At 57.4% G+C, this 19,608-nt stretch carries 16 protein-coding genes and 1 pseudogene; 3 read left to right on the top strand and 14 right to left on the bottom strand.

Annotated features, from left to right (window positions below; all coding sequences use genetic code 11):
• Positions 1-910: 910 nt before the first annotated feature.
• Positions 911-1,561, top strand: coding sequence for an adenylyl-sulfate kinase (gene cysC, locus ACSQ83_RS32255; RefSeq protein WP_436230911.1), 651 nt, complete (start codon positions 911-913; stop codon positions 1,559-1,561).
• Between the two features lie 47 nt (positions 1,562-1,608).
• Entirely contained in the window at positions 1,609-3,081 is a 1,473-nt protein-coding gene (locus ACSQ83_RS32250; protein ID WP_436230910.1) for a hypothetical protein, read from the top strand.
• Between the two features lie 86 nt (positions 3,082-3,167).
• Here the strand turns inward: ACSQ83_RS32250 and ACSQ83_RS32245 are convergent, their stop codons facing one another.
• The 4 genes from ACSQ83_RS32245 to gmd all read right to left on the bottom strand — a co-directional run bounded on the left by ACSQ83_RS32245 (position 3,168) and on the right by gmd (position 9,608).
• Positions 3,168-4,115, bottom strand: coding sequence for a class I SAM-dependent methyltransferase (locus ACSQ83_RS32245; protein ID WP_436230909.1), 948 nt, complete (start codon positions 4,113-4,115; stop codon positions 3,168-3,170).
• 239 nt (positions 4,116-4,354) lie between these two features.
• Positions 4,355-6,931, bottom strand: a complete 2,577-nt coding sequence (locus tag ACSQ83_RS32240) for a glycosyltransferase family 4 protein (protein ID WP_436230908.1) — start codon at positions 6,929-6,931, stop codon at positions 4,355-4,357.
• A 17-nt stretch (positions 6,932-6,948) separates the two neighbouring features.
• On the bottom strand, positions 6,949-8,289 hold the full coding sequence (locus ACSQ83_RS32235; RefSeq protein ID WP_436230907.1) for a class I SAM-dependent methyltransferase: 1,341 nt from the start codon (positions 8,287-8,289) through the stop codon (positions 6,949-6,951).
• Positions 8,290-8,573: 284 nt separating this feature from the next.
• Positions 8,574-9,608, bottom strand: coding sequence for a GDP-mannose 4,6-dehydratase (gene gmd, locus ACSQ83_RS32230; protein ID WP_436230906.1), 1,035 nt, complete (start codon positions 9,606-9,608; stop codon positions 8,574-8,576).
• A 697-nt stretch (positions 9,609-10,305) separates the two neighbouring features.
• Here gmd and ACSQ83_RS32225 point away from each other — a divergent pair.
• Positions 10,306-11,160: a symmetrical bis(5'-nucleosyl)-tetraphosphatase gene (locus tag ACSQ83_RS32225; RefSeq protein WP_436230905.1), complete on the top strand. Its 855-nt coding sequence runs from the start codon at positions 10,306-10,308 to the stop codon at positions 11,158-11,160.
• 29 nt (positions 11,161-11,189) lie between these two features.
• Here the strand turns inward: ACSQ83_RS32225 and rfbD are convergent, their stop codons facing one another.
• The 10 genes and pseudogenes from rfbD to ACSQ83_RS32175 all read right to left on the bottom strand — a co-directional run bounded on the left by rfbD (position 11,190) and on the right by ACSQ83_RS32175 (position 19,582).
• On the bottom strand, positions 11,190-12,101 hold the full coding sequence (rfbD, locus tag ACSQ83_RS32220; protein ID WP_436230904.1) for a dTDP-4-dehydrorhamnose reductase: 912 nt from the start codon (positions 12,099-12,101) through the stop codon (positions 11,190-11,192).
• A 10-nt stretch (positions 12,102-12,111) separates the two neighbouring features.
• The gene (gene rfbC / locus ACSQ83_RS32215; protein WP_436230903.1) at positions 12,112-12,663 is read right to left on the bottom strand and encodes a dTDP-4-dehydrorhamnose 3,5-epimerase; all 552 of its coding nucleotides are present in this window, start codon (positions 12,661-12,663) and stop codon (positions 12,112-12,114) included.
• On the bottom strand, positions 12,648-13,541 hold the full coding sequence (gene rfbA / locus ACSQ83_RS32210; RefSeq protein ID WP_436230902.1) for a glucose-1-phosphate thymidylyltransferase RfbA: 894 nt from the start codon (positions 13,539-13,541) through the stop codon (positions 12,648-12,650). Before rfbA ends, rfbC begins: the two co-directional genes overlap by 16 nt.
• Positions 13,542-13,543: 2 nt before the next feature.
• Positions 13,544-14,629 carry a dTDP-glucose 4,6-dehydratase gene (gene rfbB, locus ACSQ83_RS32205; RefSeq protein WP_436230901.1) on the bottom strand — a complete coding sequence of 362 codons (1,086 nt, stop codon included), beginning with the start codon at positions 14,627-14,629 and terminating at the stop codon, positions 13,544-13,546.
• Positions 14,630-14,829: 200 nt separating this feature from the next.
• Complete coding sequence (locus ACSQ83_RS32200) at positions 14,830-15,618, bottom strand: lysophospholipid acyltransferase family protein (RefSeq protein ID WP_436230900.1); 789 nt, start codon at positions 15,616-15,618, stop codon at positions 14,830-14,832.
• A 22-nt stretch (positions 15,619-15,640) separates the two neighbouring features.
• Positions 15,641-16,921, bottom strand: coding sequence for a dihydroorotase (locus ACSQ83_RS32195; protein ID WP_436230899.1), 1,281 nt, complete (start codon positions 16,919-16,921; stop codon positions 15,641-15,643).
• Positions 16,922-16,925: 4 nt separating this feature from the next.
• Positions 16,926-17,957, bottom strand: coding sequence for an aspartate carbamoyltransferase catalytic subunit (locus ACSQ83_RS32190; protein ID WP_436230898.1), 1,032 nt, complete (start codon positions 17,955-17,957; stop codon positions 16,926-16,928).
• A 76-nt stretch (positions 17,958-18,033) separates the two neighbouring features.
• Positions 18,034-18,549 carry a bifunctional pyr operon transcriptional regulator/uracil phosphoribosyltransferase PyrR gene (gene pyrR, locus ACSQ83_RS32185; protein ID WP_436230897.1) on the bottom strand — a complete coding sequence of 172 codons (516 nt, stop codon included), beginning with the start codon at positions 18,547-18,549 and terminating at the stop codon, positions 18,034-18,036.
• Positions 18,536-19,007: pseudogene (ruvX, locus tag ACSQ83_RS32180) on the bottom strand (Holliday junction resolvase RuvX). Before ruvX ends, pyrR begins: the two are co-directional and overlap by 14 nt.
• On the bottom strand, positions 19,004-19,582 hold the full coding sequence (locus ACSQ83_RS32175; RefSeq protein WP_031362713.1) for a YqgE/AlgH family protein: 579 nt from the start codon (positions 19,580-19,582) through the stop codon (positions 19,004-19,006). Before ACSQ83_RS32175 ends, ruvX begins: the two are co-directional and overlap by 4 nt.
• Positions 19,583-19,608: the final 26 nt, after the last annotated feature.

The raw sequence follows: 19,608 nt of genomic DNA, 5'->3' as shown, positions 1-19,608 counted from the left end.
GACCGATCTCCGGCCCGCGCCCCGGGACGCGCAGACATACGGTAATTTGACCGCTAAACAGATCGAATTGCGCGGAAACGAGACTCCATTCCGCACCAGGAAAGCGGCATTTTACGTGAACTCACTCTCTCGTTCACAGGGTCGGCCAAGCAAGCAGTGTTAATAGATCGCGGCAAAGCGCAAGGTACCTTTTGCACCAACTCAGCTAGATCGAGCAATTATTACCGATCGTTTCACTGTCGGCGAGGTGTGATTAGGACACCCGGCATCAATCGCAACGCGTTTGACTCACAGACCTGCGCCGGGCTGTTTTAATGGAAACAAATCGCATACCGCATGGCGGCCGATTAGCCGTATCTTCGCGACCGATCGACGAGCACGTTGAGAAAGATATTTGTGGTCCCTGAAAGCCTGCGTTATTATTACAAAATAAGAACGTTGAAGCCTCTTGTCATGAAGGATTTCCTGACTTGGGAGAGGCCTTTGCTGCACTGCAATAATTTCCGTACTTATAGGTTTAACTACTGATCCACGCAGAACCATTATTTCGCGGGAATGCGGCAAAAATATCGCCCTAACAACGACTCTCGTGTTGAAATGATAGGTAACAAAATCGATTCTTCATTATTCGTAACATGTAGCAAAAGACACGTTTCGGTAATATCGAGTAACGGGGAGATACAAAATGTTACGACATCTCCGGGGTGCGTTCTTGTGTGGTGCTTGGGTATAATTCTCTCCTATTGCCTGGAAATGCTGCCCGTTCTGAATTCAAATGTGCGCCGGCAATATAAATTTTTTATCGACGATTTGAGAGCGTCGAATGTGCCAATTCGTGTTTAAGCGATGTACCGCGAGGCCGGGCAGGCTTCGGCTCTTAAAACGTGTTGCGCACGAAATGAGAATAACCATGGAAAAAACCAATCTCCGCCGTGAAAATTCGCTGTCCGCGCCGTCGAGCAACGTGGTCGGCCAGCCGGTCGCTGTCAGTCGGGCTCAGCGCGAGGCAAGGAACGGCCATCGAGGCGCAGTTGTCTGGCTAACCGGTTTGCCCGGTTCAGGCAAATCTACAATTGCTCGGGCGACCGAACAAACTCTTTACGATCACGGCCTGCAGACCGCCACCCTCGACGGCGATAATATTCGACTAGGCTTATGCACGGATCTTGGTTTTTCCGAGAAAGACCGCAACGAAAATGTGCGTCGGGTCGCTGAAACGGCGAAAATGTTTCTGGATCAAGGAATAGTTGTCATTGTTGCGCTGGTGTCGCCCGTTCGTCACGCGCGTGAACTCATTAAGCAAATGGTTCCAAACGGCGACTTTCTCGAAATTTATTGCCGTTGTCCGCTGTCGGTTTGCCAGACACGCGATCCCAAGGGCCATTACGCGAGGGCGAAGCGTGGCGAAATTGCAAATTTCACCGGTATTTCCTCTATCTATGAGGAGCCGTTGAAGCCGGCGCTATTGCTGAATACCGACACGCAGACCTCCGATGAATCGGTTCGCCAGTTGACTGCACTCGTTCTTGAGAAATGCGAAATTACCGCAACGTTGCGTTAGGTTAACGACGCCAATATTCCCGTCCAGTTTTTATTCTGAGGATGAAAGTGAACGAGCTTCCGGGCAGTGATCCCTTATATGCCGTCGTTGCCACGGTGCGTGCATTGTTATTAGTTGAGTTGAAATCGAAAGAGGTGACACCTCTCGAATGGGACAGACCCGAGTATTACGGAATTAGCTGGCGACAGAATGGGATGGACCTGATCCTCTCCCACTCGATGCTTGAAAATAGTGAGCTGACCGACGTTTCTTCGTACGCGATGTCGGAAGTAGGCGTCGTATCCGAAGGCCCATACACCACACGGCCGTTTCTTTCCCAGCCGCATCAGATCGCGGTTGCATCCGACGGCCGGATCATTTGTACGAATACCGGTCGCAATTCCATCTCTATTTTCGATCCCGCCAAGCCAACCCTGCTGCAAGAAGCGAGGATATCCGATGCGCGGTGGGACAGGCTATCGCTTGGCGACGTGCCGGGCGACCACTTGAACTCGGTGTTCGAGAAGGCAGGCATTCTCTACGTAATCGCCCATCGGCATGGAAAAGGCTCGGCACTTGCCACGTTCAGTCTCCCGGACCTGGAATTAAGCGCGCTCGAACCTGTGAAAGATCGCAGCGGTCTGCACAACATTTGGGTCGCTGACGACGGCCAGCGAATTTCCTGCCATAGCGAGGCTGGCTCGCTCATTGATCTCAACAACAACACGGTCCTGTGGGATTCAGGCAGTCCCGTCTATACCCGTGGATTGGCGGTGGCGGCCGACTTTGTACTGGTCGGAGAGAGCCAGAAGACGGAACGCGCGTCGCGGCGGCACTCGATGAGCGGCTTATGGTTGCTTGATCGGAAAACGTGGAAAGCGCTCGATTATTTTTGCCTCGGTTCGTACGGCGCTGTTCATGAAGTCCGTTTGCTCAACGTCAAAGATGAAGCACATCACGGCCACCTGTTTGCCGGACTCGATTCGCTTCTGAAGCGTGATTGCCGGGTCGACATGGCGGCTGAACGCCTGAACGCGTCGAATCGCGCACAGCAATCCAAGGCGATGTGGAAGACATTCGATCTGGTCTTCGGGTCTCCCCTCCCCGCCGAAAATGGCGGTCAGACGGCCGCCCCGCTCGATCTCTGTCTGTTTGTCCACCGCACTCAGAATCGCCTGGAGCAGGATCTCGACTTTTCATATTCGCTCGATTATCCGGCGGGTGAATCGCATATGGCGATCGTTGCATATCGCGGCAACGGCGGCGATTCAGACATGGATGCGCTACTGCTTCAACGCATGGACGACACTCAGGCGGAATTGAGCCGGTGGGTTCACGACGGACGCACCTGGACCAGACGCGCCAATATTTCGGTTCATGGTCTGCCGTTGTCTGGAAAGATCCGCTTCAAAGTTGATGCCGAAGGCGTCACGCTGCGCATTGACGACCAACCGTTCTCGGGGGATTGGCTCGATGACTTCCCCGCTCGCTCATGCGCAATCGGTGTCCGATGGCTCGGCGCAACAATCCGGCCGGCGTAAAGTCAGCGGCTGAACTCCGGTCGCTGGCGCGCGTCGTTCCGCTCGGTACGTCGCGTCGCCGGAGTTACGCGGTACACGCCATTACCCTACTCCAACTCCCCCGAATCATAAGACCGATACAACCACGCTGGCTTTTTCCCTCGGTCCTCGCCCGACTTACGCGCCCGGACAAAAATATATTGCCCGAGGTCGTGCTGGCGATAGTCGATCAACGCTCCAAACTTGCCCGGATCCAGATAGTTCGCAGTGAGATTGGGATTCACGTCCGCAGTAAAAATCTCGTCGACGGTGAAGCCAAGGTACGTGAGCATCAGGTAAAGCTCGTGCTTGTTGTATTCGCGGTTGTGACGGCCATACGGACCGTAACCGCTATAGGGGTCATAGATGTTCGCACCCACTATCATTCGAGCAACGTTCTCGAGACGGTTGACATTCGGCGTGGTGAGCACAAGCGTGCCATCGTCCTTAAGAACACGTTTGATTTCGCGTAGCACCTTGCACGGGTCGTTCAGCAAATGCTCGATGATTTCACAAAAGAGGACAATATCGAATGAGCCCGCTTCAAACGGATATGAGTCTTCTTCTATATTGAAGTGCGAATAAGCAAGGTCCTCATGGGTTCGCGGCCCGGAACTCTTGAACGGGTCGACAAACACCCGCTGCATCGCTTCGCCTGTTGGTGCTTGCGGACCAAAGTAATTTGCCAAACGCCATTCAACCGATGTGAATTTACGCAACAGCATCGTAGTGAAATACGGATTGGCGCCTAGTTCAAGACCGGTCATCGGACCTGACGATTTTGCGGTGGCAACGTCCACCAAAGCAAGTGTGCGAACGAACCGCTCGAAGTCTTGTTCGAAGTATTGCGAAATCGAATCGGGCGCACCTTCAACGCGTACAGTTCTGACCCAATCGTACAACTCATCCCTTGTCACACCCTGCGGCAAGGGAAGCGGTGGGCAGAGCGGGAATGATTCGATCGAATAGATCTTCTGTGAGTCGTCCACAGCTTTCGGCTGTTTCTTTTGGAACATGACAACTCCTCGGCCAGACAGTCGAAATGGGGGCTTGCCGCGTTAGGATTTCGATCCGGGATATATCCAGAATCAGCCAAGCGACAAGCTCGTACGCGGCATTCCCTCACCGTGCTCGTGAAAAAAGAAGGCCAACAGTTGCGTGCAAAACGTTCGCAACGATCCCTTCCTTAAATTGCTGCAAGCGAATTCCACATTTGCAGGACGGACGCAAATCGCGCTATGCGCCAATCTGCTTCCTAAGTCGCATCGCTATGCGGCTTTCGCCAAACCTCATACCACTCGCCATCAAGGACAACGGCACTAAGTTGCTCAGCGCTTTGCTTCCAAGTAAGCCACGGCATCAGCACCGACGAAGGCGCAAGGCCCGTCTCATCCGACTCGATCCACGCTTGCACCGCACTTGCAAGCGCCTGCGGTGCATCACCGTCGAAATAGAACGCGTGGTCCCCCGCCACCTCACGAAACACAGGAATATCTCGCGCAATGATCGGTAGCCCCTTCTGCGCCGCTTCTATCAACGGCAGTCCAAAGCCTTCACCCAATGACGCCGCCAACAAACACGACGACGCGCCGTAAACGCGCTCAAGATATTCGTCGCTAATGCCCTGTAGCCAAAAGAAGCGATCGTTTTGTTCCGCGTGCTGATTCAACCGCTCAGGAAGACCCTCCACGCCCCAGCCCACCTTGCCCACGATCACCAGGTTCACATCGACATTCTCAGCCCATAGCTGCTCGAAGGCGGCGAATGCCTGTACGTGTCCTTTGCGCGGCTCGACCGTACCGACCATGACGAACGTCGGTTTGGCGCGCAACGCATCGAGCACCTTGCCAGCATCGTCGGGAAGTCCTGCACTCGGCTGACTGTTTTCAATATCGGCGCCAAGGTGAAAATACCCTAGTTTCAAGTCGCGCAGCCGATCAGGATTCGCACGATCCAGCCAACTGTTCACGTCGTCCGTGACTGCTCGCGAGATGCCGATGAGGCCATCGGACACGCGCGAAATGGTCTCCACCCACGATGGAAAGCACAACGCGATGCCCTCGTGAAACCATTCCGGTCTAAGCACCGGCAGCAGGTCATAGACGATGAAATAAATCTTCACGCCGCGATTACGCTGAGCGACAAACCAGCCCACTGCAGCGGGAGCCGTATCTGCAATGAGATCGAGGCCAAGGAAAATGTCCCCTTGCTGCGTGTCGACCCACTCATCCTCGGCTTCTGTTACCTCATCACCGGCATTCAAACTACGCAAGTACGTATTGGCATACCGGTAGGTCATATGGTCGCGATCAAGCCGGACAGGCCTGATCTTCCAGCCTGCTGGCGGTGAGTTCAGTAAGCTTAAAAGAATGGATCGGGTCACGCGTTGAATGCCTGATTTAGCATCAAATGCGCTTAGAACCGATACGTCGATCAAAAGTTGAGGCATGTGGCCGGAACGCTGGTTCGCAGCAATTGCGTCCGCACCGCCAATCAAATCCGCGTCGGAGGCTGAACTGCCTAACCGCGCCAGCGCACCAATCAACCCGCGATATCTGCTTTGCGCGTTCGTCCAATCAATCATCGAAGCAGTTGTTGGCGGCTGGGCAGCCTTGCGCTGCGCGTGTGCATTTTCGAACGCCCTGACCGCCCGGCGCCCCGTCGCGTCCCAGGAGAACTTGCTGACCCGCTCCGGAGCCGAATTGCGCAACGATTGCCAGTAAGCCTCGTCGGTCAACGCGCGCCCCATCATTTCCGACATCTGATCCAGATCGAGCGGATTGAACAGCGCGTCTTCGCGCCCGATCACCTCAGGAACGCTGGTCGCCGTCGATCCGATCACCGCGGCACCGCACGCCATTGCTTCGAGCGCAGGCAAACCAAATCCCTCATGCAACGAAGGGAACACGAACAGATGACACCGGCTGTACAGCGCAATGAGATCGCGATCGGATACATAGTTGGCGAGTACGAGTTCGTCGGCGCTCATACCGTGCTTGCGCGCAAGCTCATTTAAACGCGCCCGGTCCAGTTCGGTCGGCTGGCAAACGATGAATAACTGATGCCGCTGCCGCAACTCCCTGGCTAGCTTCGAATACGCAACGATCAGTCCATCGAGATTTTTACGCGGCTCCACAATGCCCGTCGTCATCAAAAACGGACGTGATATCCCAAAGCGGCTGTACAGCCTGCGGACGTCCGCCTCGTTCAACTCCGCACGCACAAACGAATCCGCAACGGCCGACGAAATATTCGTGATGTTGGAATCGGGTATGGCGAGCTCCCGCTGAGCTTCCTCACCGCAGTACTCGGAAATGGCAAGCAGCACATCTGCGCGTTTCAACGCGTCGATCTTGGCGTAGTAGTGCCGCTTGCGCTCCTCGTCGGGCAGATATTTCGCGGGATTCAAAAACGGGATGAGGTCATACAGCGTGACCGCGACCAAGGTGGTTTTGTCGAACGCCTTGACCGAGGTCATGGACGTATCCACGTAACCCTCGAACAGGCTGCTGATATGCACAAGATCCGGTTCGAGTTCTGCGATCGCGTATTCGCGGATCAATTCGGCCGCACGCGTGCGCCAGTCGTGCATACCCTGATAGGGCATGAGCCGCGGAAGAGAGAACGTGGCAATTCGCCCGGAGGGCAACGAGCCCTCGAACGAAGCGCGGATCTCCTCGATAGAATCTGGAAAAAGATCACTCAGCACGATCCATACTTCATGCTCGCCCGCATTGCGAACAATGGCCTTGGCAAGCGCAAGACTATAGCGGCCGATGCCCCGAAGCCGGCTGACCGACTGACATCCCTGAAGATCCAAAACAATACGCATGGCAGTACCGGAAAATTTTATTGTGTGCGGCCATTCCTAGCGCTCAGCAGATCGTGATAGATCGCACGCCCGCGCGCCGTCATCCGTTCAATGGTCTCGACCGCGGGAAGCGGCGAGCCCGAAACCACGCCTTGCGCCGCCTGGAGCCCCGTGAAGCGCACGATCCGTGCACGCAAGCGCGGAAACCGCGCCAGCACGTTCGCAACTCGCTGCTTGAGCACCGGACGCGATTGCACATAAGCCATCGCATGGCGCATCCCGAGCTTCACGGTACGGTTGGCAGCACCCGGCGACGTTCCAATCCTTCGTCCCGCCAGTCCCACAAAGCGCAACGGCGACGACAGCCGCCAGCTACTGCTGTTGAGCATTTCGACGACACGTTTATTTGCCGCAGCCGCCGCTTCCTCGGCTGCGGCTGCTCGTGCTTTAGCGTCGAGCAAACGCGCCTGGACCAATTCGAGCCGGCCCTGCATCTCCTGCAGTTTCCACTGTGCGTCCCGCGTTAATTTTTCGGCTAGCTCGGCCTTCCCCTGCAGCGCCGCTTTTTCCCTTTCCGCCTTGAGTAGCCCTGCAAACAGTTCGTTCACGTCCTCGGTCTCCTTTTGCGAGATGGGCAACGCCGATGCCGCAACCAGAGACTCAGCAATTGGAATCGACTCATTGTCTGCTTTCTTGAATGCGATGATGGCGTAATCGGGCGCCTGCATGAAATTCTGATCCAGCGCCGACACCACTTTGTTGACGACGCTCGCACCCGACAACTCAGCCGGCAACAACTCAAGGTTGTTCTGCAGAAAATCACGATTCACCGGCACCACGACCACGCGCTCGAAGCCGGAAAATTCTGCGGCAAAGCTCAGCAAAATAGATGGGATCGGACGCTCGTGAGTCGGGTCCAGATAGAAATTGCATGCGCCCACTACCAGGTTCGCAGGATTGGGCGTTTCCAGCAGCATTGCGCCGCCGTCGTCCAGAACGCGATGCGCTTGCTTCATGAACGTGAGCAACGTCTCGAAGCCGAGGTGCTCGACCACGTGAAATGCGCTGACCAATGCGCAAGACTGATCGGGCTGCTGACCAAGGTAGTCGGTCGCCTCGCCCTTGATGACTGACAGTCCGGCTTGCCGAGCCCTCGCCACGAATTCGTCGTTGAGATCGAGCCCGACTGCCGACAACCCGCGCCCGGCCAACAACTCAAGCCATTCCGCACGGCCGCAGCCGATATCGACTATCTTCTTTGGGACGCGCTGAAGCAGCGCATCGACGATGGGCAGATAGACGCTCTGCCGCGCCTTGATCAGGTCGCGATTGCCCCGAAACCGGTCTTCGAATGCACGATAAAAATCGTCCGTTACCATAAATTCCGCTGTGCTTTGATCTGTACGTTGAGGTTTTCGGCGACCAGACTGAAGCTTATTCTATGCACAGCCAAAGACAGGGATAGTGCCCGACGCCGGAGGATGCTGTCGTCCTCTAATCTACTGGGGGACATTTGATTGCACGCGACGTACCTGCTCCCCGCGCAAGCCCAGCAGACTATCCGCAAAAGCCGCGCTGTCTTGCAAATACAACGCAAACAATCCAGCGCGACATTGTCATCAACAGGGCCGACGTCGATAAACTGAGCCAGCCTGTCCGGCGATCAGAACGAGAAGCCTGCCTTGTTCCTGCGCAGATCTTCCTCAACCATCATCTTGCACAGCTGCTCAAGCGTGGTCTTCGGTTCCCAGCCCAACTTTTCCTTTGCCTTCGTCGCGTCACCGATCAGCAATTCGACTTCGGCCGGACGATGGAACTTCGGATTGATTCGCACGATCACCTTCCCGTTGGACGGATCGACGCATTCTTCTTTTTCGCCTTCGCCGCGCCATTGGCCTTCAATACCTACGCCCTTGAGCGCCATGGTCACGAAATCACGCACGGTTTCCGTACGGTTGGTGGCGAGCACGAACGTATCGGGTTCGTCGGCCTGCAGCATGCGATACATGCCTTCAACGTATTCCTTTGCAAAACCCCAGTCACGTTTGGCGTCCAGATTGCCTAGTTCGATCACATCGAGCTTGCCCAACGAAAGCTTGGCGACCGAATCCGTGATCTTGCGCGTGACGAACTCACGGCCGCGCAACGGCGATTCGTGGTTGAACAAGATGCCGCTCGAACCGAAAATGTCGTAGGACTCACGATAGTTGATCGTGATCCAGTGCGCGTACAGCTTGGCGACGCCATAGGGGCTGCGCGGATAGAACGGCGTATCTTCCTTCTGCGGAATGGCCTGCACTTTACCGAACATTTCCGACGTCGACGCTTGATAGAAGCGAATCGATTTATCGACAATGCGGATGGCTTCCAACTGATTCAGCGCCCCAACGCCGGTGATCTCGGCGGTTGTCCCTGGCTGGTCGAACGACACGCCCACAAAGCTTTGCGCCGCCAGGTTATAAAGTTCGCGCGGTTGCGCTTTTTCGAGCAGGCGGATTGACGCGCCCAGATCGGTCAGGTCGTGTTCAACGAGATGCAGTTTGGGATGATTCAGGACACCCAGTTCCTCCATCCGCCAAAAGCTGACCGAACTCGTGCGCCGGTATGTGCCGTGGACGTCATAGCCCTTTTCCAGCAGCAACTTTGTCAGATATGCCCCGTCCTGCCCGGTGATGCCAGTTACAACTGCGCTCGTCATTCCATCTCCCTTGGAAAAACCCACCATCACGCGAACCCGGCGCGTTGGTGGAGAATGGCCTAAAAATGCTGCGATTATATCCGACGCGCAAAACGCATCGTCGGCGTAGGACTTCGGCTTCTACGGCGCGCACAACGGCCGCCAGCGCGTAATGAGGTGGCAAATCCGACGCGCGGACTTGGAAAAGCTAAGCCCGGAAAAAATTGCAGCAACCGAACGGATTGATCACCTGAATCGGCTATAACAACGTGTTGCAAGATTAATAAGAAGATTGTCAAATCCGATTTGAGAATTCGCCAATGAGCGGTTTCGACATGGCTCCGCATCGTCGCGATTGTAAACAGTGAAAAACGAGCAAAAAATCATTAAAAATGCGCGCAAGACCTTCAAGAAGGGAGTGTGGGGGCCGATTAACCTCAAATGGCCCAGCCGACGCGCCTAATAAGCCCGCAACTCAAATAGTTGGTAGATAACGTTCAACGCCCGAGCAAGCCATCAGCCGCCTCGGTTATGATCCTATGTCGAACATACCTGCTTGCGCAGCAAGAGCACGAGCCTACGCAAGCCCGTCACACTACCCGGCATCTGCAGAACGGCTTCGGCCAAGCAAGACTCTCCATAGGGCTGCCCGGCAACGAGCTTCGTTCACGCGCCGCGCCCGTGCCGGCAATAGATTCATCCTTCGCACTGTTCCTACATGGCATCTTTATTCCCGCAACGCCCCGCTCCTCTTGCTTTCGGCGATATCCAGGGTTGCCGCGAAGCATTCCAGCGTCTTCTGGCGAAAGCCGCGCCGAGCGACGCCACGCCGCTGTGGTTCGCCGGCGACATCATCAATCGCGGCCCCCAATCACTCGCTACACTGCGTGACCTGATCGCCCTCGGCGACCGTGCCGTCGCCGTCCTTGGCAATCATGACTTGCACCTGCTGTCTGTATCCGCGGGTATTCGGAAGTCGAAGAAGGGCGACACCATCGACGAAATCCTGGCCGCGCCCGACGCCGCCGATCTCCTCGACTGGGTCCGGCATCGTCCAATTGCGCATTTCGATCATGGCATGCTGATGGTTCATGCGGGCGTCCTGCCGCAATGGGACGTGGCACTAACTCTCGAACTCGCCGATGAATTCCAGCGCGCTCTCCACGCGGCTAACTGGAAAGAAACGCTCGCGAGTCTCTACGGCAACGAGCCGGTGCGATGGAAACCCAAGCTCAAAGGCAGCGACCGTCTGCGCGTGGTGTGCAATGCGCTAACGCGCCTGCGCTTCTGTTCAGCTGAAGGCGACATGGATTTCTCCTCCAGCGGCAGTGTGGACTCCGCCCCTCCGGGCTTCATGCCCTGGTTCGACGTGCCTTCGCGCGGGACCGCGGACGTGACCGTCGTGTTCGGCCATTGGGCTGCGTTGGGTCTCGTCATTCGCGATAACGTCATCGGCCTCGATTCAGGCTGCGTATGGGGACAAAAGCTGACGGCAATGCAATTGGTCAACAACCCTGCCGAACGTACGGTGACGCAAGTGGAATGTTCGGACTGCCGCGCGGTAATCGACTGAATAATCGACCGAATGCTCTGCTTGGCAATTTACGGATTTACCAGCAGATCCACCATGCAGTGTTCCAACGCCTCACGCCAGTCGGGCGACGTTAGTCCAAAAGTTGCGAACAGCTTCTGGTTAGACAAGCGCGAATTGCGTGGGCGAGCCGCCGCGGGATACGGCGAATAAGCTGCCGCAGGGATCGCCTTGACCACGGGTTTCTGCTTCAGCGTCGACATGTCGAAAATGGCATGAGCGAAGCCGCACCACGAGATCGCACCGGAAGCCGTCAGGTGGTAAACGCCCGAGTATCGCAACCACTCGTCGCGGTCCTGGACAACAAGCTGGGACAACACCTTAGCCGTTATCGTAGCGATGGTCCGGGACCATGTCGGTGCGCCTATCTGATCTGCCACCACGCTCAACTCCTCCCGTTGCGCGCCAAGCTGCAGCATCATCTGTAAGAAGTTATTGCCCCGCGCGCCATACACCCAGCTCGTCCGTAGGATCAGATGCGCGCAACCTGACGCGGCAATCGCGTGCTCGCCGGCCAACTTGCTCGTGCCGTAAACGTTCAACGGATTCGCGGCATCGTCTTCTTCGTACGCGCCGTCTTTCGTGCCATCGAAGACGTAATCTGTCGAGTAGTGAACGAGCAGCGCGCCTAAACGCTTCGCCTCCTGCGCCAGAATATCCGGTGCTTCGGCGTTAAGACGCATTGCGTTAACGACGTCGCTTTCGGCGGAATCCACAGCGGTATAAGCCGCCGCGTTCACAATCAGCGCCGGCGATAATTCACGCACGATCCGTCGAACCTGTTCGAAGTCCGCAAGATCAAGACCTTCTCGGTCCAGCGCCACGACGTGTCCCAGACTCTGCAACGTACGCGCCAGTTCGAAACCAATTTGACCGTTGGCGCCCGTCAACAAAATCAGTTTGCGTTCTGGTTCGATGCTCATCTGCGGGCGCTCACGCAAAGTGCTCCGCGTCTGCCAGACGCAAGCCCGCCGCATCCTTCGCGGAAAGCATTGGCTCGAAGTTGATCGGCCATTCAATACCGATCGCCGGATCATTCCAGAGTAGTATTCGCTCGTGTTCCGGATACCAGTAATCGGTCGTCTTATACAGGCACTGCGCCGACTCCGACAGCACGACAAAGCCATGCGCGAACCCCGGCGGCACCCATACCTGCCGACGATTCTCCGCCGACAATTTCACGCCGCTCCATTTGCCGAACTGAGGGGAGCTTTTCCGGATATCGACGACAACGTCGAACACCTCGCCGTCCATTACGCGCACTAGCTTGCCCTGCGCATGCTCGGTCTGATAGTGCAAGCCGCGCAAAACGCCGCGGCCCGATTGGGAATGGTTGTCTTGCACGAATTCAACGCCTGCCTGAACATGCTCGCTGAAGTCGCGGCTGTTGAAGCTTTCGTAGAAGAAGCCGCGGGCATCGCCGAACACCTCTGGTTCGATGACCACGACTTCCGGCAGCGCCGTATCAGTTACGTGGATGACCATGCGGCGTGGTTCTTGACTAGGTTGAGCAAATATTGCCCGTAGGCAGTTTTTGCGAGTGGGTGAGCAAGCTTTAACAATTGTTCGCCGTCAATCCATCCGCGACGATACACAATTTCTTCAGGACTCGAGACCACCAGGCCCTGGCGTTTCTGCAATGTCGCGATGAACATGGCGGCATCCATCAGCGAATCGGGCGTGCCGGTATCGAGCCACGCAAACCCTCGCCCCATGATCTCCACTTCTAGCTTGCGCTGCGCGAGATAAAACGAATTCACATCGGTGATTTCGAGCTCCCCGCGCGGCGACGGATTGATATCGGCCGCGATCTCGCAGACGTTGTTATCGTAGAAATAAAGGCCGGTCACCGCGTAGTTCGAACGCGGCGCCGCCGGCTTTTCTTCAATCGACAACGCACGATAATTCGCATCGAATTCGACCACGCCGTAACGCTCGGGATCCTGCACGTGGTACGCAAAAACGGTCGCGCCGTCGGTCTTTGCACTGGCATGTTCGAGTTGCTTGCCGAGATCATGGCCGTAGAAAATATTGTCGCCAAGGATCAGCGCGCAAGGATCGCTGCCAATGAACGCCTTGCCGATGATGAACGCCTGCGCCAGTCCGTCCGGCGATGGCTGCACCGCGTACTGGATGTTCATGCCCCACTGGCTGCCATCACCAAACATCGATTCAAAACGCGGCGCATCTTGGGGTGTCGATATGATCAGCACGTCGCGAATCCCCGCAATCATCAACGTGGAGAGCGGGTAGTAGATCATTGGTTTGTCGTACACGGGCAGCAACTGCTTCGAGACAACATAAGTGATCGGGTAGAGCCGCGTACCCGAGCCACCAGCGAGAATGATGCCTTTGCGGGCCATCGTCAGTCCTTGTTCGGTTGATGGAATTCAGCACGTTGCGCATAGTTGGCCTCGACCCACTTGCGATACTCTCCCGAAGCCACTTCGTCGACCCACGTCTGATTGTTGAGATACCAATGCACCGTTTTCTCGATGCCAGTCTCAAACGTTTCCGCCGGCTTCCAGCCGAGTTCTCGCTCGAGCTTGCGCGCGTCGATGGCATAGCGGCGATCATGGCCCGGTCGATCCGTCACAAAGGTGATCTGATCGCGGTATGAACCGGAGGGCTTCGCTTTCAGCCGGTCCAGCAAGTCGCACACGGCATGCACGACATCAAGGTTCGTCTTCTCGTTCCAACCACCTACGTTATACGTTTCACCCGGCCGGCCATGGGCCAGCACTTGGCGAATCGCCGCGCAATGGTCGCCGATGTATAGCCAGTCGCGGATATTTTGACCATCGCCATAAACGGGCAAGGAATTGCCGCTCAACGCATTCCCGATGACCAACGGAATCAGCTTCTCGGGAAACTGGTACGGCCCGTAATTGTTCGAACAATTCGTCGTCACGACCGGCAGGCCATAGGTGTGCCGATAAGCACGCACCACATGATCAGACGCGGCTTTAGTCGCGGAATACGGGCTGTTTGGCGCGTACGGCGTGGTCTCGGAGAACGGCGCGTCGTGGGTGCCGAGCGAGCCGAACACTTCATCCGTCGATACGTGCAAAAAACGAAACGCCGTTTGGTCCGCATCGGCTAAGGTCTTCCAATAGGCAAGCGCTGCTTCGAGCAGCGTGAACGTGCCTACAACATTGGTCTGTACAAACTCAGCGGGTCCACGAATGGAGCGGTCTACATGACTCTCCGCCGCGAAATGCAGGATCGCGCGGGGTTTATGTTGACTGAGCAGCGCATCCATCGCGGCGCGGTCACAGATGTCCGCTCCCGAGAAAATATGCTTAGGGTTGCTTTGCACCGGCTTGAGCGTTCCCAGATTCCCGGCGTAGGTCAACTTGTCTACGTTGAGCACGGCTTCACCAGAGGCGTTCAGCCAATCGAGCACGAAATTAGCGCCAATGAACCCAGCGCCGCCCGTTACCAGAATCATAGAATCCCTCAAAGTCGATGGGTGCACGCATAGCGCATGCTTGATGCGGTGGTTTCGGGCCTGGGAGGTAGCCCGGTCAATCAAGTATAAATCTGCGTCGTGCGTGGACGGCGAGATGATTTTGTACGTCCGGCGGATTCGGGAGAGTTGGTCCGGGCCCAATCATCGACCGAGATGATTCACTGCCGCGGCGTCACCGCTTAAAACTCCGCAACCGTCCCCGCGTCGTCGCTGACCACAGCCGCTGGCGCCCTCAACCCCGCCTGCATCTGCCGCAACGCCGTCTCCACTGCCGCTTGCGCTTGCTTCGCCAGCACACGCCGGTCGACACCAGGCTCGATCGCATCGCAGACGTAAAGATGTGCGGTCAGCGGCGTATCGCGAAGCATGGCGTTCAGCGTGAACGCGAGCGTCAGGTCATCGATATAAGCCGGCGCTTCCGCCTGCCGGCCGTTCGCGTCTTCGTACATCAGGCAGATCGGCTGCACCGGCCTGCAAGCCGACACAGCCGCCTGGAACAGGTTGGAGTGAAACGGCAGCAAGTCGCGCCCAAGCGACGTCGTGCCTTCCGGAAACACGCACATCAGCTCACCGCGCACGAGCCGTTCCGACAGCTCATGCATGATGCGTTTAGCATCACTACGTTTTTCACGCTGAAGGAAAATGGTGTCGAGTTGCTGCGCAAGCCAGCCGACGAGCGGCCATTGCCGCACTTCAGCCTTCGATACAAACGGCGTCGGCCGCCAGGCGTTCACCACGTAGATATCGATCCACGATACGTGATTGCCCACCACCAGCGCGCCGCTATCGAGCCGCGCCTGATCGTTGTGGACGACAAGTTTCATCCCGCAACGGCGGAGCATTTCAATCGACCAGCGCCGGTTCAACTCCATGCGAACCTGCGGCGTCGCGTTGGGGAAACGCGTGGCCACGGTCCACATGCCGTGAAGCAGATGCCCGAAAATCCGTACTTTGCGAAAAGCGAACATGGTCAGGACCGGTCAGCGCGCTTCATTGTCTGGCCTCATAAGCGATATGCCCCGACACCAGCGTCATGAGCACACGCGCGGGCAACTCATAACCGAGGAACGGCGAGTTATGCCCCTGGCTCTTAAGCTTCGCAGGTTCGACAAGCCATTCGGCAGCGGGATCGAAGAGACAGAGATCGGCGGCCTCACCTACGGCAATACGCCCCGTGTTGAGCTTGAGCACTGCGGCCGGCGCGCTCGTGATACGCGTGAGCGCCTTCGCCAGCGGCACGCGCGCCTCACGCGCCCATTTCACCGTCAGCGAGAGCAGCAGTTCCAGCCCCGTCGCACCCGGCGTGGCTTCGGCGAAAGGCAGCAGCTTTTCGTCGTCGTCGAGCGGGGTGTGATCGGAGCAGATTGCATCGATGGTGCCATCGGCCAGCCCCGCCCGAATCGCGTCGCGGTCACGCTGCGAGCGCAACGGCGGATCCAAGCGAAATTGCGAGTTGAAATAGCCGATATCCATATCGGTCAGATGCACATGGTTAATCGTCACGTCGCACGTCACGGGCAAGCCCTCGGCCTTCGCCTCGCGCACGAGCGCAACGCCCGCCACCGACGACAAATGCGACAAGTGCACACGCGCCCCCGACACCCGCACCAACTCCAAAATGGTATGCAACGCGATGGTTTCCGCCGACACCGGCACGCCCGATAACCCCAGCCGCGATGCCACCGCCCCACTCGCCGCCACGCCGCCGCTCGCCATGTAAGAGTCTTGCGGACGCAGCCAGACGGCATAACCGTACGTGGTCGCATATTGCAGCGCGCGCAGCAGCGTGCGTGTATTGACGATCGGCGTATCGGCCTGCGAGAAGCCGATGCAGCCCGACTCCGTCAACTCGACCATTTCGGTGATCGCTTCGCCCTTGAGCCCGACCGTCAACGCGCCGAGCGGATACACGTGCGCCTGATTTAACTTCTGCGCGCGGATCCTGAGCATTTCGACAAGACCCGGTTCATCGAGAATGGGATCGGTATCGGGCGGACAGACGAGACTGGTGACGCCACCCGCGGCCGCGGCCGCCATTTCTGACTGGAGCGTGGCCTTATGCTCAAAACCCGGCTCGCGTAACCGCGCGCTCAAATCGACGAAACCCGGCGCAAGGGCTAACCCCTTTGCATCGATTACCCGAGTCGCCTGAAAATCCGCGGGCGCATCGCCAATGGCAACGATCTTCCCCTCTGCGATAAACACATCGGCCCGGGTTTCGGTGCCCGCGGACGGGTCAATGAGCGTGCCGCCCTGAATATGAATCTTCATGGTGTTAGTCATTATTTCCGGCAACGATGCCCATTACCGCCATTCGCACGGCGATCCCGAATGTGACCTGATTAAGGATCACCGATTGCGGCCCATCGGCCACTTGCGAATCGATTTCCACGCCGCGATTCATCGGTCCCGGATGCATCACGATAGCGTCGGGCGCGGCCAGCGCAAGGCGCTCCGGCGTGAGTCCCCAGGACTTGAAATATTCTTGCGATGAAGGCAGCAACGAACCGCTCATGCGTTCGTTCTGCAAGCGCAGCATGATGATGACATCGACGTCCTTCAGGCCTTCGTCGAGGTTGTGATACACGTGCACGCCCATCTCGTTCAGGTTGCTCGGCAGCAAGGTTCGTGGACCAATCGCGCGCACTTCGGGCACGCCGAGCGTGGTCAGCGCGTGGATATCGGAGCGCGCAACCCGTGAATGCAGGATGTCGCCAACAATCGCCACGCGCAAACTCCTGAAATCCTTCTTGTAGTGCCGGATGGTGTACATGTCGAGCAGACCCTGCGTCGGGTGTGCATGACGTCCATCGCCGGCGTTGATCACGTGCACGTGCGGCGCGCAATGCTCAGCAATCAGATACGGCGCGCCACTCGACGCGTGACGCACGACGAACATATCGGCGTGCATGGCCGAGAGATTATTGATGGTGTCGAGCAGCGACTCACCCTTGCTCGTGGACGACGCATTGATATTCAGATTCAGCACGTCCGCCGAAAGTCGCTTCGCGGCGATCTCGAACGTGGTCCGGGTGCGCGTGGAATTTTCGAAGAACAGGTTGAAGACTGACTTGCCACGCAGCAGCGGCACTTTCTTGATCTCGCGATCCGTCACGCTGACAAACTGTTCGGCGGTATCGAGAATATGCGTGACGATCGCGCGCGGAAGTCCTTCAATGGTGAGCAGATGCTTGAGTTCGCCGTTTTTCGTAAGCTGCGGATTGCCTTTGAGAAAACCGTAGCGCGAAGACGCCGGTTTTCGATCCGGCTCGCTGCTGTCGGCAGAACCCTGGGTGGACGTGTTCATGTCAATCCTGGTGGTACGTTGTTTTTTGTCAGGGGAAAGGCGGCGCTGCCTTGATTCTGTCCGTGCGCGGTTCTAATCAATCCGTACGGGTTTCGGTCGTGAAGCTGAGCGTGCCGTCATCGCGCCGCGTGAGAACGAGATTGGTGTTTGCCTGTATATCGGCCACACCGCCGGCGAAACGCGCCGCCATGGGCAACTCGCGGCCGCCGCGATCGGCGAGCACGGCCAGTTCCACCGCGGCCGGGCGGCCGAAATCATAAAGCTCGTTGAGAGCTGCGCGCACGGTCCGGCCCGTTGAGAGCACGTCGTCGATCAGCAGGATTTTTCGATTGTCGACTTCAAACGGCAGCGACGTCGGGCTGGCCTGGCTGTGCAGGCCCTTTTTAGCGTAATCGTCGCGATGCAACGACACGTTCACCACACCGAATTCAGCCACGTTCAGGTCTTTGGCCAGCCGCTCGGCCAGCCACACGCCGCCGCTATAAATACCGGCGAGCACCGGCGCGCCCGATTGCGTCAGCGATTGGCCATACGCGGCGCGGATCTGCCCCAGCAACTCGCGATACAGCGCCTCGGCATCAATGGAACTCATAATCGGTCGTGAAGTCCGTCTAGATATTGTTGAAGAATGACCCGCGCGGCTTCGGCGTCGATATCGTCGTAACGGCCTTTTGCGTTCATCTTCACGCCGTTGCGCTTCATTTCGGCCTTCGCTTCCACCGATGAATACCGCTCGTCCACCCAGGTCACCGGCACACTGAAGCGACCGTTCAGCTGATTGCCAAAACGCGTGGCGAGTTGGGTCATTTCGTGCGGCGTGCCGTCGGGATACATGGGCAATCCGACAATCACCGTCATGGGTTTCCATTCGTCGATTAATTGACCGGCTACTTCGAACCGATATTCGCGGCTGCGGTTTTCAAACACTGTCAGCGCCCGGGCGTGCCCGGTCAACGTGTTGCCGACCGCGACGCCGATGCGTTTCTCGCCGTAATCGAAGGCAATCAGCGTGGCTTCGGTGCGGGTGTCAATGCGGGCGTCACCCGTCATGCGTGGCCCGCTTCGCCCGACAGCATGGAAAGCGACACGCCGAGCAGCGACAACGCCGCTTGCAGCTTGTCCTCGGCGGGGACGTCGAAGACGATGCGCGGATCGGCTTCCACGGTCAGCCAGCCGTTCTTGGCAATTTCTTCTTCCAATTGCCCCGCGCCCCAGCCGGCATGGCCGAGCGTGAGCAGGAACCGCGCGGGCCCCTTGCCGCTCGCGACCGCTTCGAGCACGTCTTTCGACGTGGTCATGGCAAGGCCGCCGGGAACGCTCATGGACGAGGTGTAGACATCGCCGTCGGCCGGATCGTGCAGCACAAAGCCGCGTTCCGTTTGCACCGGGCCGCCGAAATAGACGGGCAGATGCACGAGCGGCTCGATCTCGAGTTTCAGGTCGATGCGATTGAAAAGCGATTGGAGGTCGATGTCGGTCGGCCGATTGATCACCAGGCCGAGCGCACCGCGCTCGCTGTGATCGCAAAGGTAGACTACAGTCCCGGAGAACGTGGGATCGGCCATGTTAGGCATGGCGATCAGGAACTGATTGGTCAAATTGATGCGATCGGAAGTCTTGGACATAATTCAAATTTTAGCAAAGGCACTGC

The sequence above is a fragment of the Caballeronia sp. LjRoot29 genome, assembly GCF_964252755.1.
Lineage (GTDB): Bacteria > Pseudomonadota > Gammaproteobacteria > Burkholderiales > Burkholderiaceae > Caballeronia.
Note: the sequence above shows the minus strand (reverse complement) of the source record. Positions and strands in the feature narration are given on the sequence as shown.